At 71.1% G+C, this 15,030-nt stretch carries 16 protein-coding genes, 1 tRNA gene and 1 riboswitch; of the genes, 12 read left to right on the top strand and 5 right to left on the bottom strand.

Annotated features, from left to right (window positions below; all coding sequences use genetic code 11):
* Nucleotides 1–246: 246 nt before the first annotated feature.
* Nucleotides 247–1,560: a PTS transporter subunit EIIC gene (locus DXZ73_RS17955; protein WP_116212009.1), complete on the bottom strand. Its 1,314-nt coding sequence runs from the start codon at nt 1,558–1,560 to the stop codon at nt 247–249.
* Nucleotides 1,561–1,688: 128 nt separating this feature from the next.
* Between DXZ73_RS17955 and DXZ73_RS17950 the strand changes: the two genes are divergently transcribed.
* The 3 genes from DXZ73_RS17950 (at nt 1,689) to rdgB (ending at nt 3,473) form a co-directional block, all read left to right on the top strand.
* On the top strand, nt 1,689–2,021 hold the full coding sequence (locus DXZ73_RS17950; protein ID WP_275898581.1) for a PTS glucose/sucrose transporter subunit IIB: 333 nt from the start codon (nt 1,689–1,691) through the stop codon (nt 2,019–2,021).
* A gap of 109 nt (nt 2,022–2,130) precedes the next feature.
* Nucleotides 2,131–2,874 carry a ribonuclease PH gene (gene rph, locus DXZ73_RS17945; protein WP_116212008.1) on the top strand — a complete coding sequence of 248 codons (744 nt, stop codon included), beginning with the start codon at nt 2,131–2,133 and terminating at the stop codon, nt 2,872–2,874.
* A complete protein-coding gene (gene rdgB, locus DXZ73_RS17940) occupies nt 2,871–3,473 on the top strand; it encodes an RdgB/HAM1 family non-canonical purine NTP pyrophosphatase (protein WP_116212007.1) in 603 nt (200 codons plus the stop codon). Before rph ends, rdgB begins: the two co-directional genes overlap by 4 nt.
* A gap of 57 nt (nt 3,474–3,530) precedes the next feature.
* Here rdgB and DXZ73_RS17935 read toward each other — a convergent pair.
* Nucleotides 3,531–3,614 (bottom strand) — tRNA-Leu (locus DXZ73_RS17935).
* 331 nt (nt 3,615–3,945) lie between these two features.
* Between DXZ73_RS17935 and DXZ73_RS17930 the strand changes: the two genes are divergently transcribed.
* The gene (locus DXZ73_RS17930) at nt 3,946–4,479 is read left to right on the top strand and encodes a hypothetical protein (protein ID WP_116212006.1); all 534 of its coding nucleotides are present in this window, start codon (nt 3,946–3,948) and stop codon (nt 4,477–4,479) included.
* Nucleotides 4,479–5,720, top strand: coding sequence for a sensor histidine kinase (locus DXZ73_RS17925; RefSeq protein ID WP_116212005.1), 1,242 nt, complete (start codon nt 4,479–4,481; stop codon nt 5,718–5,720). The genes DXZ73_RS17930 and DXZ73_RS17925 overlap by 1 nt, the downstream gene beginning before the upstream one ends.
* A 34-nt stretch (nt 5,721–5,754) precedes the next feature.
* On the opposite strand, the gene bcp is transcribed toward DXZ73_RS17925, so the two are convergent.
* Complete coding sequence (bcp, locus tag DXZ73_RS17920) at nt 5,755–6,222, bottom strand: thioredoxin-dependent thiol peroxidase (RefSeq protein WP_116212004.1); 468 nt, start codon at nt 6,220–6,222, stop codon at nt 5,755–5,757.
* 167 nt (nt 6,223–6,389) lie between these two features.
* Between bcp and DXZ73_RS17915 the strand changes: the two genes are divergently transcribed.
* From DXZ73_RS17915 to DXZ73_RS17905, 3 genes are all read left to right on the top strand, one after another.
* Nucleotides 6,390–6,710 carry a DUF3618 domain-containing protein gene (locus DXZ73_RS17915; protein ID WP_116212003.1) on the top strand — a complete coding sequence of 107 codons (321 nt, stop codon included), beginning with the start codon at nt 6,390–6,392 and terminating at the stop codon, nt 6,708–6,710.
* Nucleotides 6,711–6,812: 102 nt separating this feature from the next.
* A complete protein-coding gene (locus tag DXZ73_RS17910; protein WP_058046871.1) occupies nt 6,813–7,115 on the top strand; it encodes a GroES family chaperonin in 303 nt (100 codons plus the stop codon).
* Between the two features lie 37 nt (nt 7,116–7,152).
* Nucleotides 7,153–7,223, top strand: a riboswitch (guanidine-III (ykkC-III) riboswitch).
* A gap of 30 nt (nt 7,224–7,253) precedes the next feature.
* Nucleotides 7,254–7,574, top strand: a complete 321-nt coding sequence (locus tag DXZ73_RS17905; RefSeq protein ID WP_116212002.1) for a DMT family transporter — start codon at nt 7,254–7,256, stop codon at nt 7,572–7,574.
* A 21-nt stretch (nt 7,575–7,595) separates the two neighbouring features.
* Here the strand turns inward: DXZ73_RS17905 and DXZ73_RS17900 are convergent, their stop codons facing one another.
* The gene (locus DXZ73_RS17900; RefSeq protein ID WP_116212001.1) at nt 7,596–9,902 is read right to left on the bottom strand and encodes a transglycosylase domain-containing protein; all 2,307 of its coding nucleotides are present in this window, start codon (nt 9,900–9,902) and stop codon (nt 7,596–7,598) included.
* Nucleotides 9,903–10,186: 284 nt separating this feature from the next.
* On the opposite strand from DXZ73_RS17900, the gene DXZ73_RS17895 reads away from it, so the two are divergent.
* From DXZ73_RS17895 to DXZ73_RS17880, 4 genes are read left to right on the top strand one after another with little or no spacing between them, the layout of a single operon-like run.
* The gene (locus tag DXZ73_RS17895) at nt 10,187–10,987 is read left to right on the top strand and encodes an ABC transporter permease (protein WP_116212000.1); all 801 of its coding nucleotides are present in this window, start codon (nt 10,187–10,189) and stop codon (nt 10,985–10,987) included.
* 49 nt (nt 10,988–11,036) lie between these two features.
* Entirely contained in the window at nt 11,037–11,801 is a 765-nt protein-coding gene (locus tag DXZ73_RS17890) for an ABC transporter permease (RefSeq protein ID WP_116215679.1), read from the top strand.
* A 10-nt stretch (nt 11,802–11,811) separates the two neighbouring features.
* Entirely contained in the window at nt 11,812–12,774 is a 963-nt protein-coding gene (locus DXZ73_RS17885; RefSeq protein WP_338059125.1) for an ABC transporter ATP-binding protein, read from the top strand.
* Between the two features lie 40 nt (nt 12,775–12,814).
* Entirely contained in the window at nt 12,815–13,450 is a 636-nt protein-coding gene (locus DXZ73_RS17880) for a DUF1707 SHOCT-like domain-containing protein (protein WP_116211998.1), read from the top strand.
* A gap of 124 nt (nt 13,451–13,574) precedes the next feature.
* On the opposite strand, the gene DXZ73_RS17875 is transcribed toward DXZ73_RS17880, so the two are convergent.
* The gene (locus DXZ73_RS17875; protein ID WP_116211997.1) at nt 13,575–14,900 is read right to left on the bottom strand and encodes an SGNH/GDSL hydrolase family protein; all 1,326 of its coding nucleotides are present in this window, start codon (nt 14,898–14,900) and stop codon (nt 13,575–13,577) included.
* Between the last annotated feature and the right edge of the window lie 130 nt (nt 14,901–15,030).

Here is a 15,030-nt window from a genome sequence, read left to right as displayed (position 1 = left end):
CGCTCGGGGGGAAGGGGGGACGGCCCGCAATCTGGTCTACACCACTCAGTGGTTTAGACCTGTTGTAGCACGTGAGTCCGGGATAAAGGAATCCATCGTTCCCGGTGGTCTCGGACACAGCGCGGGACCGCCACTGGGCCGCACGGCAAAACGTCCCCGGGCCCAAGGCCCGGGGACGGCGTTTTTCCTGGAGCGGCGCCGCTAAACCCAGCGCAGCGTCACTGGCTCCTCACTTCACGTTCCTCTTTACTTCACGTTCTCCCGCTCGATCTCCTCCGCCAGCTCTTCCGGCTCACGCCCCGGGGTCGGCAGATCGAACTTCGTAATCGCGAACCGGAAAAGCGCGTAGTAGACCACCGCGAAGCACAGCCCGATCGGAATGATCAGCCACGGCTCGGTCGCCAGCCCCCAGTTGATGACGTAGTCGATCAGGCCCGCCGAGAAGCTGAAGCCGTCGTGCACCCCGAACCCCCAGGTCACCGCCATCGACACACCCGTCAGCAGCGCGTGGACGACATAGAGCGCCGGGGCGATGAAGAGGAACGAGTACTCGACCGGCTCCGTGATGCCCGTGACGAACGACGTCAGGCCGACCGACAGCATCATCCCGCTCACCGCCTTGCGGCGGTGCGGCTTTGCGCAGTGCGCGATCGCCAGTGCCGCGGCGGGCAGCGCGAACATCATGATCGGGAAGAAGCCCGAGGTGAACTGCCCCGCGTGCGGATCGCCCGCCAGGAAGCGGTTGATGTCACCGTGCACCACCGTGCCGTCCGGCTTGGTGTAGTCGCCGAACTGGAACCACATGAAGGTGTTGAGGAACTGGTGGAGCCCGACCACCAGCAGCGCGCGGTTGGCCACGCCGAAGACGCCCGAGCCCGCCGACCCCAGATCCGACAGCCACTTGCTGAAGCTCGTCAGCGCGTCACCGACCGGCGGCCAGATCCACAGGCAGACCACCGCGAAGGCCAGCGCCACGAACGACATCAGGATCGGCACCAGCCGCCGGCCGTTGAAGAAGCCCAGCCAGTCCACCAGCCGCACCCGGTGGAAGCGCATCCAGAACCAGGCGCTGAGCAGCCCGATGACGATGCCGCCGAACACCCCCGGGTTCTGGAACGGGGCCGGGGACGCCGCCCCCGTGCCCGTCACACAGACCCCGCTCCACAGCCCCGCGCCGCCGAACTTCGTCTCGTGCGGACAGTCCTCGGGGAACTGGTGCAGCACCGAGAAGTAGACGAGGAACGCCACCACCGCGGCCAACGCCGTCGAGCCGTCCGACTTCTTGGCCATGCCGATGGCCACGCCCACGCAGAACAGCAGCGGCAGCCCGAGACCCGAGTCCAGCAGCGCGCCGCCCGCGCCCGCGAAGACCTTCGCGACGTCCGTCCAGCCCAGCCCGTCCTTGCCGAAGACGTCCGGCTGCCCGAGCCGGTTGAGGATGCCCGCCGCCGGCAGCACCGCGATCGGCAGCTGGAGGCTGCGGCCCATCTTCTGGAGGTTCTGGAAGAGGCCCTGCGTCCATGTCTTCTTCCGTGGGGCCGCCGCGGCGTCCGAACTCATCTGCGTCCCTCCGCCTGCCGCCCCGGCGGCAGTCCACTCGGTGCTTTGCCGCATACTGGTGTAGACCACTTGCGGTGTGTGTCGGGCCTCCCGGAGCGCAGCGCCGGTTGGTCGTCATCTTTCGCTAGATGGCGGACAAACGCCCACGTAACTGGGCTGAACGTGGGTTAACGTGTGAAAGCCGGTCGGCGAGACCGCCGAAGGGCCAGAGACAACCAGGAGCGCACATGGCCACCAAGGCTGAGAAGATCGTCGCCGGGCTCGGCGGGATCGACAACATCGAAGAGGTCGAGGGCTGCATCACCCGCCTCCGCACCGAGGTCGCCGACCCCTCCCTCGTCGACGAGGCGGCCCTGAAGGCCGCCGGCGCCCACGGCGTCGTCAAGATGGGCACCGCCATCCAGGTCGTCATCGGCACCGACGCCGACCCGATCGCCGGCGAGATCGAAGACATGATGTGAGCCGCTGAGCTCCTGCCGAAGGGCCCCGTTCCCCGGTCCGTATCAACCGCTCCCCGGTTCGTACGTGAACCGGAACGGGGCCCTTCGCGTTGCCTATAGGGTCATCACCATGTCTCGCATCGACGGCCGCACCCCCGATCAGCTCCGCCCCGTGACCATCCAGCGCGGGTGGAGCAAGCACGCCGAAGGTTCCGTCCTCATCTCCTTCGGGGACACCAAGGTCTTCTGCACCGCCAGCGTCACCGAGGGCGTGCCCCGCTGGCGCAAGGGCACCGGCGAGGGCTGGGTCACCGCCGAATACTCGATGCTCCCGCGCTCCACCAACACCCGCGGCGACCGCGAGTCCGTGCGCGGCAAGATCGGCGGCCGCACCCACGAGATCTCCCGCCTCATCGGCCGCTCCCTCCGCGCCGTGATCGACTTCAAGGCGCTCGGCGAGAACACGATCGTCCTCGACTGCGACGTCCTCCAGGCCGACGGCGGCACCCGCACCGCGGCCATCACCGGCGCGTACGTGGCACTGGCCGACGCGATCACCTGGGCCCAGGGCAAGAAGCTGATCAAGCACGGCCGCCAGCCGCTCACCGGCACGGTCTCCGCCGTCAGCGTCGGCATCGTCGGCGGCATCCCCCTCCTCGACCTCTGCTACGAGGAGGACGTCCGCGCCGAGACCGACATGAACGTCGTCTGCACCGGCGACGGCCGCTTCGTCGAGGTCCAGGGCACCGCCGAGGCCGAGCCCTTCGCCCGCGACGAGCTCAACGCCATCCTCGACCTCGCCGTCGGCGGCTGCGCCACGCTCGACACCGCCCAGCGCGAGGCGCTCGCCCGGACCCTGGAGGAGGCCAGGTGAAGCGCCTGATCCTCGCCACCCGCAACGCGGGCAAGGTCACCGAGCTCCGCGCCATCCTGGAGGCGGCCGGCCTCGACGTCGAACTCGTCGGCGCCGACGCCTATCCCGAGATCCCGGACGTCAAGGAGACCGGCGTCACCTTCGCCGAGAACGCCCTCCTCAAGGCCCACGCCCTCGCCCGGGCCACGGGCATCCCGGCGGTCGCCGACGACTCGGGCCTGTGCGTGGACGTCCTGAACGGCGCCCCCGGCATCTTCTCCGCCCGCTGGGCGGGCACCCACGGCGACGACAAGGCCAACCTGGACCTGCTGCTGGCCCAGCTCGGCGACATCGCGGAGGAGCACCGCGGCGCCCACTTCGCCTGCGCGGCCGCCCTGGCCCTCCCCGACGGCACGGAACGCGTGGTCGAGGGCCGCCTGGAGGGCACGCTTCGGCACGCCCCGACGGGCACGGGCGGCTTCGGCTACGACCCGGTCCTCCAGCCGCTCGGCGAGACGCGGACGTGTGCCGAGATGACGCCGGAGGAGAAGAACGCGATCAGCCACCGCGGCAAGGCGTTCCGCGGACTGGCGCCGGTGGTGCGGGAGCTTTTGGGGTGAACGTACGCGAAGGGGCCGGTCAGCTGAGACAGCTGACCGGCCCCTTCGCTGTGCGAGTGCGGCCGGAGGGACTCGAACCCTCACGGGTGTTAACCCACTGGGACCTAAACCCAGCGTGACTGCCAATTCCACCACGGCCGCCCGGCACGGCCATCGTACTGGCCTCCCCGCCCTCGCGCGGCGGCGGTGCCGGATCGGCGCCGGCCCGTACCCCGCCGTGGTGGTCACGGCATCAGCTGCCGTGGTGCCAGTGGCAGTTGGAAGCCGCGCACCAGGGCGCGGGGAGCGTCGGAACTGCGGGTCCGGGGCCCGTTCCGGAGATTGGTCATTCATGCGGTGCGCGGCCCGCGGCTTCTTTGCGAAGAACCTGATATAGGCATGAAGGGAACGCGCTGCCCGATTTCCCCGTCACTCAGGGCAGGGGTCCCCCACATCCCGCCCCCCAGCGATCCCCACCGAGGAAGAGAGGCCGATGGCCGACCGTGCCGAGCCCCGCCGGGCCAGCATGCGCACTGTTCTGGCGATCTTCGCGGTGGTGACCGTCCTGGCGCTCGGCGGCGTGTGGTTCAGCCAGGCCCAGGACCGGGCGAGTTCGGTGTCCGACGCGCCGAAGACGGCCGCGGCGCAGAAGTCGCCGCAGCCGGTCCGCGAGGTGCCGCAGGACACGGTGGAGGCGGCGAGCCCGAAGGGGCTGCCGGGCGTGCGGGAGTGCGGGCTGGGATCGGCGACCGTCGAGCCCGAGATCATCACGCTGAACTGCTCGAACACCGGCGTGGTGGCGAGCGGCATCAAATGGGCGCACTACGGTGCGGACGGCGCGGACGGCCGCGGGGTCGTCCAGGTCTCGGGCGCCGCCAACGGCGCGGCCTCGTCGACCTACGCGGCCCGCTTCCGGCTGTACGGCGCGAAGAACGTCGACGGCGTGCTGGCCTTCACCGGAATCGACGTCGACTACACCGGGGCCACGCCCATGGGGGAGTCGAAGGAAACGTACTCGATCGCGTGATGGGCATCCGTGGCCGGATCGCTCTGGCGCTCTCCTTCGTCACCGCGCTCGCCGTGGTGCTGCTCGGCATCGCCGTGCACCACATCTCGGCCGTGGAGCGCGCGCGGCAGGCGCAGTCGTACCAGGACGACCTGCTGAGCTCGGCCCTCCAGGTCTACCAGCGGGACGGGCTGCTCGCGCTCGGCGCGCAGCTGGACGACTCGACGCTGCCGATCCCGCTCACGAAGCGGGTGGGGAAGGGGAAGCCCGGTACGTACATCAGCGACGGCGCCGACCCGCGGGTGTGGGCGGCGACGCCGGTGGGGGACGGCAAGGTGCTGTCGGTGTCCGCGCCCTATCCCGACCGCGACCCCTTGCAGAAGGCGCTGGACAAGGCGCTGCTCGTGGCCGGGGCGGCGACGGTGGCGCTGATGGCGGTGGTGGCGTGGTTCGTGGCGCAGAGCCTGTCGAGGCGGTTGCGGCACAGTGCGGCCGCGGCGCGGCGGATCGCGGCCGGTGGTGCTCCTGACGCGGAGGCGCTGCTGGCGGGCGGCCGGGACGAGGTCGCGGAGCTGGGCCGGTCGGTGCACCACATGGCGGCGTCGCTGGCGGCGCGGGTGGAGGCGGAGCGCGAGTTCACGGCGGACGTGGCGCACGAGCTGCGGACGCCGGTGGCCGGTCTGGTGGCGTCGGCGGAGCTGCTGCCGCATCCGCGGGCGGTGGAGATGGTGCGGGAGCGGGCGCAGACGATGCGGTCGCTGGTGGAGGACCTGCTGGAGGTCTCCCGGCTGGACTCCGGTGTGGAGCGGGCGCAGCTGGACCCGGTGGAGCTGCCGTCGCTGGTGCGCGGGATCGTGAAGCGGGCGCGGGGGCAGCGCGGGGTCGACGACGTGTCGGTCGAGGTGGTCGGCGAGGGCCGGATCGTGGCGACGGACGCGCGCCGGGTCGAACGGATCCTGGTGAACATCCTGGGGAACGCGGCCAAGCACGGGAAGCCGCCGATCGAGATCCGTGTGGAGGGTACGCGGATCGTGGTGCGGGACCACGGCGGCGGCTATCCGCCGGAGCTGGTGGACCAGGGCCCGCGGCGCTTCCGCACGGCGGCGCCGGAGCGCGGCACCGGGCACGGCCTGGGGCTGACGATCGCGGTGGGCCAGGCGGTGGTGCTGGGGGCGGGCCTGGAGTTCGGCACGGCGGAGGGCGGCGGCGCACAGGCGATCCTGGACCTCCCCGAGGCGGATCCGCCGGCCGCGGACGCGTGACGGGCCGGGGATTCCGGCCCGTCACGCGGAACGGCTACAGCCCCAGGTCCTTGATGATCTTCGCGACGTGGCCCGTGGCCTTGACGTTGTAGAGGGCGCGCTCCACCTTGCCCTCCTCGTCCACGATGACGGTGGAGCGGATGACCCCGGTCACCGTCTTCCCGTACAGCTTCTTCTCGCCGAAGGCGCCGTACGCCTCCAGCACCTTCTTCTCGGGGTCGCCGACCAGCGTCACCTCGAGCTCCTCCTTCTCGCGGAACTTCGCGAGCTTCTCGGGCTTGTCGGGGGAGACGCCGATGACGTCGTAGCCGTGCCCGGCGAGGAAGTCGAGGTTGTCGGTGAAGTCGCACGCCTGCTTGGTGCAGCCGGGCGTGAGGGCGGCGGGGTAGAAGTAGACGATGACCTTGCGCCCCTTGTGGTCGGCGAGGGAGACCTGCTTGCCGTCCGCGTCGGGCAGGGTGAAGGCGGGTGCGGTGTCGCCGGGCTGAAGTCGCTCGCTCATGAGGGTCTCCTCGTCGGGGTTCGCGCGGGGTGCCCCGCGTGGGCTGTCCGGTCCCCGAGACTAGTCAGCTCCCCGATCGGGGGTGCCGTGGGGCACGGGGTCCGGTGAGCTGACAGACTGTCGTCATCACTCATCATCACTCTTTTCGAGACGACGGAGGCAGCGCGGTGTCGGATGCCAGGACCCCTGCGCAGATCGAGGCGGACATCGCCCGCAGGCGGAACGAGCTCGCCGTGACGCTCGACGAGATCGGTGTGCGCATGCACCCGAGGACGATCGTGGGCGATGCGAAGGCCAAGGTCGCCGCGAAGGTGGACCACACCGCGGGCCGCGCCTTCGTGGCGGCGAACCGGCTGGTCTCGGACGTGCGGTCCCGTTTCGTCGCCGAGGACGGCACGCCCCGGCTGGAGCGGATCGTGCCGGTGGCGATGGTCGCGGTGGGCGTGGTCGGGCTGCTGACGGTCTCCTCGCGCCGCCGCCGGGCGTAGGTCACACCGGCGGATCCGCGGCCCGCGGCCTCGGGGCCGGGCCCGGGCGGGTACGGTCATGGCGTGAGTACGCATACCACCCACGACAAGCTGCCCATCCGGATGCTCCACGACCGGGTGCTGGTCCGGACCGACATCCCGGAGGGCGAGCGCCGGTCCAGCGGCGGCATCGTCATCCCGGCGACGGCGGCGGTGGGCCGTCGGCTCGCCTGGGCGGAGGTCGTGGCGGTCGGGCAGAGCGTGCGCACGGTGGAGCCGGGCGACCGGGTGCTCTACGACCCGGAGGACCGCGCCGAGGTCGAGGTCCGCGGCGTGGCGTATGTGCTGATGCGCGAGCGGGATCTGCACGCGGTGGCCGCGGAGCGGCTGGAGGGTTCCGAGGACTCCACGGGGCTCTACCTCTGACGTACGGGGCCCCGCCGTCGGGGCACCCGTCCCGGTCACCTCCTTTTTGATACCGTCGGAAGAACCCGACGAGACGCGCCGTACCGGGCAAGGACAAGACGACGCACCCCTGTAGGAACTTTCCACGGAGGTGCCGTCATGGCATGGGTCCTGCTCGCTGTCGCGGGTCTGCTCGAGGTCGCCTGGTCGATCGGTATGAAGTACACCGACGGGTTCACCAGGCTCTGGCCGAGCGTGTTCACCGTCGCGGGTATCGCCGCGAGCATGCTGCTGCTCGCGCAGGCCGCGCGCTCGCTGCCCATCGGTACGGCCTACGGCGTGTGGGTCGGCATCGGCGCGGCCGGCGCGGCGGTGTTCGGCATGGCGGTGCTGGGCGAACCGGCGACCGCCGCGCGGATCTTCTTCGTCGTGCTGCTGCTGGTGGCCGTGGTGGGCCTCAAGGCGACCTCGGGCCACTGACCGGCCCGGTGCCGCCAGGAGTCAGTATTCGCCCAGCAGCGAGTCCCGTTCGCCGCCGTGCCCGCCGCGCCCCGCGTCCTTCGGCTCGTTGGGGAAGAGCGTGAAGGGCGGCAGGGTCGGGAGCCCGGTCGGCGGCCCCGGCAGCGTCGGCGGCCCGGTCGGCGGGCGCGGCGGTGCCGAGGTCCGCGGCGGGAAGTTGCTGGGCGGCGCGGACGCCGTGGGCGGCGCGCTGGTCTCCGGCGGTGCCGACGTCGTGGGCGGCTCCAGGGAGGGTTCGGGGCCGCCGCCGGCCGTCTGGAGGTCGAAGTCCTTGACGGCGGTGCCCTCCAGCGCGACCTCGGTGTAGGCGGCCCAGATGTCCGCGGGCGCGCCGCCGCCGTTGATACGGGGCAGCCCGGTCGCTCCGTACAGCGACTTCTGGCTGCCGGTGTCGGAGTCCTGGCCCATGACCGCGACGACGGTGGCCAGGTCGGGGGTGTAGCCCGCGAACCAGGCGGCCTTGTCCTCCTCCGCGGTGCCCGTCTTGCCGGCCGCGGGCCGTCCGGCGGCCTGTGCGGTGGAGCCGGTGCCGTTGTCGACGACGCTCTTGAGGACGGCGGTGGTGGTGTCGGCGGCGTTGCGGGTGACGGCGCGCTTGGGTTCCTTGCCGGGCAGCTCGACGTTCTCGCCGCCCTTGGTGACCTTGTCGACCAGGGTGTACGGGCCGTGCCGGCCGTGGTTGGCGAGGGTCGCGTACGCCTGGGCCATGTCGAGGACGCTGGCGGTGGCCACGCCCAGCGCGATGGAGGGGTAGGCGGTCAGCTCGGGGGTCTTGGCCGGGACGCCCAGGGCGATGGCGGTGTCCTTGACCTTGCCGGGGCCGACGTCCTGGGCCATCTGGGCGTAGACGGCGTTGACGGAGAGGTCGGTGGCCTTGGTGACGGTGATCTGTCCGTACGACTTGTCGTCCTCGTTGGCGGGCGCGTAGCCGACGGGGCCGTTCCGCCCTTGCACGGGGCGCTTGTTGGTGCCGTCGTAGACCGTGTTCGGGGTGATCGCGCGGCCGTCCTGCGTCGTGGAGTCGTTCTCGACGGCCGAGGTGAAGACGAAGGGCTTGAAGGTGGAGCCCACTTGATAGTCGCGGCGGGTGGCGTTGTTGACGTACTGCTTGGTGTAGTCGATGCCGCCGTAGAGGGCGACGACCCGGCCGGTCGAGGGGTCGATGGAGGCGCCGCCCGCGCGGACGTAGCGGTCGACCTGGCGGTCCTCGCTGAGGTCGTCCATCAGCTGCTTCTGCACGGCGGTGACGAAGGCGTCCTGCTTCTTCTTGTCGATCGTCGTGGTGATGCGATAACCGCCGCGGGCCAGCGTCTGCTCGTCGACGATCTTGTTGTCGGTGGTCAGATAGTCCTTGACCGCCTCGACGAGATAGCCGCGCTGCCCGGACATGCCCAGCCGTGGCCTGGACTTGCCGGGGGAGGGGAACTGCATGGTGGCGCGCTCGGCCGCGTCGAGCCACTTCTTCTTGACCATGCCGTCGAGGACGTAGTTCCAGCGGGCCGTGGCCCGGGGCTTGTTCTCGGGGTGCGCGCCGACGTCGTAGGCGCTGGGCGCGTTGAGGAGCGTCGCCAGATAGGCGCCCTCGGCGGCGTCGAGCTTGTCGGAGTCCTTGGCGTAGTACGCCTGGGCGGCGGCCTGGATGCCGTAGGCGTTGCGCCCGAAGTAGCTGGTGTTCAAATAGCCTTCGAGGATCTCGTCCTTGCTCTCCTCGCGGTCGAGCTTGATCGCGATGAAGAACTCCTTCACCTTGCGGCTGACGGTCTGCTCCTGGCCCAGGTAGTAGTTCTTGACGTACTGCTGGGTGATGGTGGAGCCGGACTGCTTGCCCTTGCCGGTCACGGTGTTCCACGCGGCGCGCAGCATGGCCTCGGGGTTGACGGCGGACTCGGAGTAGAAGTCGCGGTCCTCGGCGGCGAGCACGGCGTGCTGGACGACCTTGGGGACCCGGCTCAGCGACACGCTCTCGCGGTTGACCTCGCCGTCGCGCGCCAACTGGGTGCCGTCGGCGTAGAGATACACATTGCTCTCGGCGGTGGCCGCCTTGTTGGCCGGGGGGATGTTCACCAGCATGTAACCGGCGACGAGACCGCCCGCGACGAGCAGGACGATCAGCAGGAAGCCGCCGAGGACCATGCGCCAGGTCGGCAGGAGCCTGCGCCAGCCGGTGCGCCTGGGGCGGCGGGGTCTGCCGGAACGGCCGGGACCGGTGGCGCCGTTCGGGGGCCGGCCCGCCGGCCGGGAGCGCTCATCACCGCCGTCCGGCTGCTGCTGTGACTGCTCGTCGCTCATGTCTTTAGGGACTCCTCGGCCGCCCCCGGGGTTGTAAGGCCACGGTGAGCGGTGTTGTGTCGGGCGGTTCGCTGTGCGTCGTACGCCCCGTCGGACACTTTGGCATCATGCGTTCCGAGTCGGAGGGACGTAGCGCACGTGAGACGGCACTGAAGAGCCGAACGGGTCAGGCCGACCACTCCCAGGAGTGAAAAATGCGTGGTCGGCGGCCGATCCGTGCGGATAGGCTCCAGCGCTTTGAGGTCAGCGGACTATCGAGGTTCAACGACGGGAGGTGTCCTGGGATGCGGCTGTATGCCGCTGTCGCGGTGAGCGGATTCCGCCGGTATGCGACCTATCGCGTCGCGACCGCCGCCGGTGTCTTCACCAACACCGTCTTCGGCTTCGTCATCGCCTATACGTTCATCGCCCTGTGGGACGAACGGCCCCATCTCGGCGGGTACGGCCAGGCGCAGGCCCTCACCTTCGTCTGGGTCAGCCAGGGGCTGCTCGCCGCCATGGCGCTGCTCGGCGGCGGCTTCCAGGAGGAGCTCCAGGAGCGCATCCGCTCCGGCGACATCGCGGTCGACCTCTACCGCCCCGCCGACCTCCAGCTGTGGTGGTTCGCCGCCGACCTCGGGCGGGCGCTCTTCCAGCTGCTCGGCCGCGGGGTCGTGCCCCTCGCCGTCGGCGCACTCTGTTTCGAACTGGCCCTGCCCGCCGACCCCCTGGTCTGGCTCGCCTTCCTGCTCTCCTGCCTCCTCGGCTTCGCCGTCGGCTTCGGCTTGCGCTTCCTGATCGGGCTGTGCGCCTTCTGGCTGCTCGACGGGGCCGGGGTCAACATGGTCAGCGGGCTGATGGGCATGTTCTTCTCCGGGATGCTGCTGCCCCTGACGGTCTTCCCCGGCCCGTTCGGCGCGACCGTGCGGCTGCTGCCGTGGGCGGCGATGCTCCAGGTCCCGGCCGACGTCCTGCTCGGCCTGCACACGGGTGCCGGGCTGGCCCGCGCGCTCGCCTTCCAGGCGGGCTGGGCGGTGCTCCTGCTGGCCGCGGGGCGCGTCGTGCAGTCCCTGGCGACCACCAAGGTGGTGGTCCAGGGTGGCTGACCGGTTCCCCGTCGCGGCGGGGCTGCGGGGGTACGCGCTCGTCGTCGCGATGTGGGTGCGCTCCACGATGGCCTACCGCGCGTCGTTCGCGATGACGACGATCGGCAACTTCGCGGCCAGCGGCCTCGACTTCGTCGCCATCCTGCTGATGTTCTCCCACATCGACGCGCTCGGCGGCTTCTCCCTCGCGGAGGTCGCGCTGTTGTACGGGGCGACCAGCTGCTCCCTCGGCCTCGCCGATCTGACGCTCGGCAGCATGGACCGGATCGGGCGGCGGGTGCGGGACGGCACGTTCGACACGCTGCTGGTGCGCCCGGTGCCGGTCCTCGCACAGGTCGCCGCCGACCGCTTCGCGCTGCGCAGGCTGGGGCGGATCGGCCAGGGCGCACTGGTCCTGGGCTGGGGGGTGGCCCACGTCGACGTCGCGTGGACGCTGCCCAAGGGCCTGTTCACCGTGGTGATGGTGGTCAGCGGGGCGGCCATCTTCGCGTCCGTCTTCATCGCGGGCGCGGCGTTCCAGTTCTGGGCGACGGAGGCGGCGGAGGTGCAGAACTCCTTCACCTACGGCGGGTCCACCCTGCTCCAGTACCCGCCCACCGTCTTCGCGACGGAGCTGGTGCGCGGCGTGACCTTCGTCGTCCCCCTGGCCTTCGTCAACTGGCTGCCCGCGCTGCGCCTCCTGGGTCGCGACAACCCCCTGGGCCTGCCGGGCTGGGTCGACTTCTGCGGACCCTTCGTCGCGCTCCTCATGCTCACGGGCGCGGGCCTGCTGTGGCGGGTGGGGCTGCGGAGCTATCGGAGCACGGGGAGCTGAGAGGCGGACAGTGGACGGTTTCATCGAACTCGACGGCGTGGAGAAGGTGTTCGACGTACGCCGGAAGGCCGGTTTCCTGCGCCGCGAGCGGCACCGGGTGCGGGCCGTGGACGGCATCAGCTTCTCCGTCCCGCGCGGCGGGATGGTCGGCTACATCGGCCCCAACGGCGCCGGGAAGTCCACCACCATCAAGATGCTCACGGGCATCCTGACGCCCAGCGGCGGCCGGCTGCGCGTCGCGGGCATCGACCCCTCCCGCGAGCGCACGAAGCTGGCGCACCGCATCGGCGTGGTCTTCGGCCAGCGCACCACCCTGTGGTGGGACCTTCCGCTGCGGGACTCGTACGGACTGGTGCGCCGCATGTACCGCATCCCTGACGGCCGTTACCGCGCCAACCTCGACCGCTGCGTCGAACTCCTCGACCTCGGCGAGCTGCTCGACGTCCCCGTACGCCAGCTCTCCCTCGGCCAGCGGATGCGCGGTGACATCGCGGCGGCGCTGCTGCACGACCCCGAGGTGCTCTATCTCGACGAACCGACGATCGGCCTGGACGTCGTCAGCAAGGCGAAGGTCCGGCAGTTCCTCCGCGAGATCAACGCCGAACGCGGCACGACGGTGCTGCTCACCACGCACGACCTCACCGACATCGAGCAGCTGTGCAAGCGGGTGATGGTCATCGACCACGGCCGCCTCGTCTACGACGGCGGGCTGAGCGGCCTGCACGCGACGGGCGGCGGCGAACGCACGCTCGTGGTCGACCTGGAACGCGAGCTCCCGCCGATCGAGGACGCACCCGGCGCCCGCACGGTCAAGGTCGCGGGCCCCCGCCAGTGGCTGACCTTCCCCGCGGACCACAGCGCGGCCCCGATCGTGGCGGCGGTGGCGGAACGCTATCCGCTGGTCGACCTCTCGATAAGGGAACCGGACATCGAGGACGTGATCGCCAAGATGTACGCGGAGCGGGGCGTGTGACGGCCATGGCGCCGCGCCGAAGCCTCGTTAACCTGTTCGCATGACGAGCGAACTTCCCGACATGCGTGCCTCCGACGCCGAGCGCGACCGCGTGGCCGACGCCCTGCGCGAGGCCGTGGCCGAGGGCCGGCTGGACATGCAGGAGTTCGAACAGCGCCTGGACGCCGCCTACAAGGCCCGTACGCACTCCGAGCTGGAGCCGCTCGTACGGGACCTGCCGGCCGCGACCGGATCCGCCCCCGCGGCCACCGCCCGGCAGGACGGCGGCTGGGCGGAGCGCATCGGCGGGAACGCGACGTCCACCGGGGCGGTCGGCATCTGGGGCGGCTTCCACCGTGCGGGCCGGTGGACCGTGGGTCCGCGCTTCACCGCGTTCACGATGTGGGGCGGCGGCCGGATCGACCTGCGCGAGGCCCGTTTCGCGGAGCGCGAGGTGGTCATCCGGTGCTTCGCGCTGATGGGCGGCATGGCCGTCGTCGTACCACCGGACCTGGACGTCGAGGTCTCCGGCATCGGCGTCATGGGCGGCTTCGGCGACAGGGCGACGGGCCCGGGCACGCCCGGCTCGCCCAAGGTGAGGATCACGGGCTTCGCGCTCTGGGGCGGCGTGGGCGTCACCCGCAAGGCGAAATCCAGCCCGTGGGGGCACCTCCCAGCGGTAGCTGGGGGAGGTTGAGGACAGCGCGCGGAGCGTGCTTCGGGGTCCGGGGCGGAGCCCCGGTTTCGGGAAGGGGCGGGGTAGGGGAACAAAGCCCGCCGGGCCGCACCCGACCGGGGGTCCGGGGCGGCGCCCCGGCCGCTCAGAGCGCTGTCACGGCCTCGCCCTTGAGCGCCTCGATATCGATCGCATCGGCCATCACCCGATACCCCGCGTCATTCGGATGCAGATGATCCCCCGAGTCATACGCCGGAAGAAGCGTCTCCGGATCCACCGGATCCCGCAGCGCCCGGTCGAAGTCGACCACCGCGTCGAAGACCCGCCCCGACCGGATCGCCTCGTTGACGCTCTGCCGGGTGACCTCCTGGAGGTCCACGGCCCCCTTGTGCCCGCCGAACGGCGTCAGCGTCGCGCCGACGACGCGCAGCCCCCGCGCATGGGCCCGGTCGACCAGCTTCCGCAGGCCCGCCACGATCCGCTCCGGATCCTTCTGCTGCGGCGTGCGCAGGATGTCGTTGACGCCGAGCGCCATGACCACGACACGGACGCCCGCGCGGCCGAGCACGTCGCGGTCGAAGCGTTCGAGACCGCTGGGGTTGTTCGCGGGCGGCGGCCCCGAATTGCTCAGCAGGACGCGGTTGCCGCTGATGCCCTCGTTGAGGACGCTGTAGCGGGGCGCGCCGGGCTCGCTGCGCAGCCGGGCGGCGAGGAGGTCCGGCCACCGGTGGTTGGCGCCGGGGGTGGAGTTGTAGCCGACGGTGATCGAGTCGCCGAAGGCGACGACCGCGCCACGCGCTTCCTGGGACCAGACGTCGACGGCGGTCAGATAGCGCCAGGCCTGGAACTTGGTGGTGTAGCCGGCGCCTCTCGTGTCCTCGGCCTGGTCGCCGTGGGCGACGTAGGAGGTCTGGCGCGACTGGTTCTGGTAGGTCACCGGGCCCGAGGGCGTCGGGGAGTACGTGGTGACCAGCAGGTCCGCCCCGGCGGTCACGGCCAGCTGCACGGGGTCGCTCAGCAGCGTCTGCCCGGCCGGGATCGTCGCCGTCGGCTGCCCGCCGAAGCTCAGTCTGCGCATGCTGCCCGGGACGGCGGCGGGGGAGCCGCCCGCCGAGGCCAGGGCCAGGGAGGCGTGGGTGACGGGCAGCGCCTGCGCGCCGTAGAGGTTGGAGAGCTGGATCCGGGCGGCCGTGCCGCTGACGCCGTTGTGCACGACATTGCGGATGGACAGCCCGGGGTAGCCCCGGCGGGTGTTCGGTTCCGCGCCGGACGGCGCGGTGGACCAGGAGCCGACCCACTCCCCGGAGGCGGCCGGGGCGGCCGTGCCATGGGCCTCGTGCGGCCTCGCCGCCGGGCTTTGGCCATGGCCGCCGACGCCGACGAATATCGCGGTCGAGACGAGAATCACCACGGCTGCCAGTGCGGCGAGTACGGCGTAGGCCGTACTGCGGGGCAGGGGTGGCCTGTTCATGGCGAACTTCTCCTGGGAGTGGCGGAGCGTGACGCTCCGGTGCGGAACCGGGGACGAAACAGCGACTGATCAGCAACAGCGCCCTCGCGGTCCGATCGCCGTTCCATGATCCCACGGGGGCCGGGGGGCG

It is taken from the genome of Streptoverticillium olivoreticuli subsp. olivoreticuli, from assembly GCF_003391135.1.
Taxonomy (GTDB): domain Bacteria; phylum Actinomycetota; class Actinomycetes; order Streptomycetales; family Streptomycetaceae; genus Streptomyces; species Streptomyces blastmyceticus.
Note: the sequence above shows the minus strand (reverse complement) of the source record. Positions and strands in the feature narration are given on the sequence as shown.

Bases quoted from the DNA above. Each gene is read 5' to 3' on its own strand.
- DXZ73_RS17900 (WP_116212001.1), bottom strand. From the start codon at position 9,902: ATGAGCGACGAGCAGTCACAGCAGCAGCCGGACGGCGGTGATGAGCGC.
- DXZ73_RS17955 (WP_116212009.1), bottom strand. From the start codon at position 1,560: ATGAGTTCGGACGCCGCGGCGGCCCCACGGAAGAAGACATGGACGCAG.
- DXZ73_RS17930 (WP_116212006.1), top strand. From the start codon at position 3,946: ATGGCCGACCGTGCCGAGCCCCGCCGGGCCAGCATGCGCACTGTTCTG.
- DXZ73_RS17925 (WP_116212005.1), top strand. From the start codon at position 4,479: ATGGGCATCCGTGGCCGGATCGCTCTGGCGCTCTCCTTCGTCACCGCG.
- DXZ73_RS17890 (WP_116215679.1), top strand. From the start codon at position 11,037: ATGTGGGTGCGCTCCACGATGGCCTACCGCGCGTCGTTCGCGATGACG.
- DXZ73_RS17880 (WP_116211998.1), top strand. From the start codon at position 12,815: ATGACGAGCGAACTTCCCGACATGCGTGCCTCCGACGCCGAGCGCGAC.
- DXZ73_RS17875 (WP_116211997.1), bottom strand. From the start codon at position 14,900: ATGAACAGGCCACCCCTGCCCCGCAGTACGGCCTACGCCGTACTCGCC.
- DXZ73_RS17895 (WP_116212000.1), top strand. From the start codon at position 10,187: ATGCGGCTGTATGCCGCTGTCGCGGTGAGCGGATTCCGCCGGTATGCG.
- DXZ73_RS17905 (WP_116212002.1), top strand. From the start codon at position 7,254: ATGGCATGGGTCCTGCTCGCTGTCGCGGGTCTGCTCGAGGTCGCCTGG.
- bcp (WP_116212004.1), bottom strand. From the start codon at position 6,222: ATGAGCGAGCGACTTCAGCCCGGCGACACCGCACCCGCCTTCACCCTG.
- DXZ73_RS17910 (WP_058046871.1), top strand. From the start codon at position 6,813: ATGCTCCACGACCGGGTGCTGGTCCGGACCGACATCCCGGAGGGCGAG.
- DXZ73_RS17950 (WP_275898581.1), top strand. From the start codon at position 1,689: ATGGCGGACAAACGCCCACGTAACTGGGCTGAACGTGGGTTAACGTGT.
- rph (WP_116212008.1), top strand. From the start codon at position 2,131: ATGTCTCGCATCGACGGCCGCACCCCCGATCAGCTCCGCCCCGTGACC.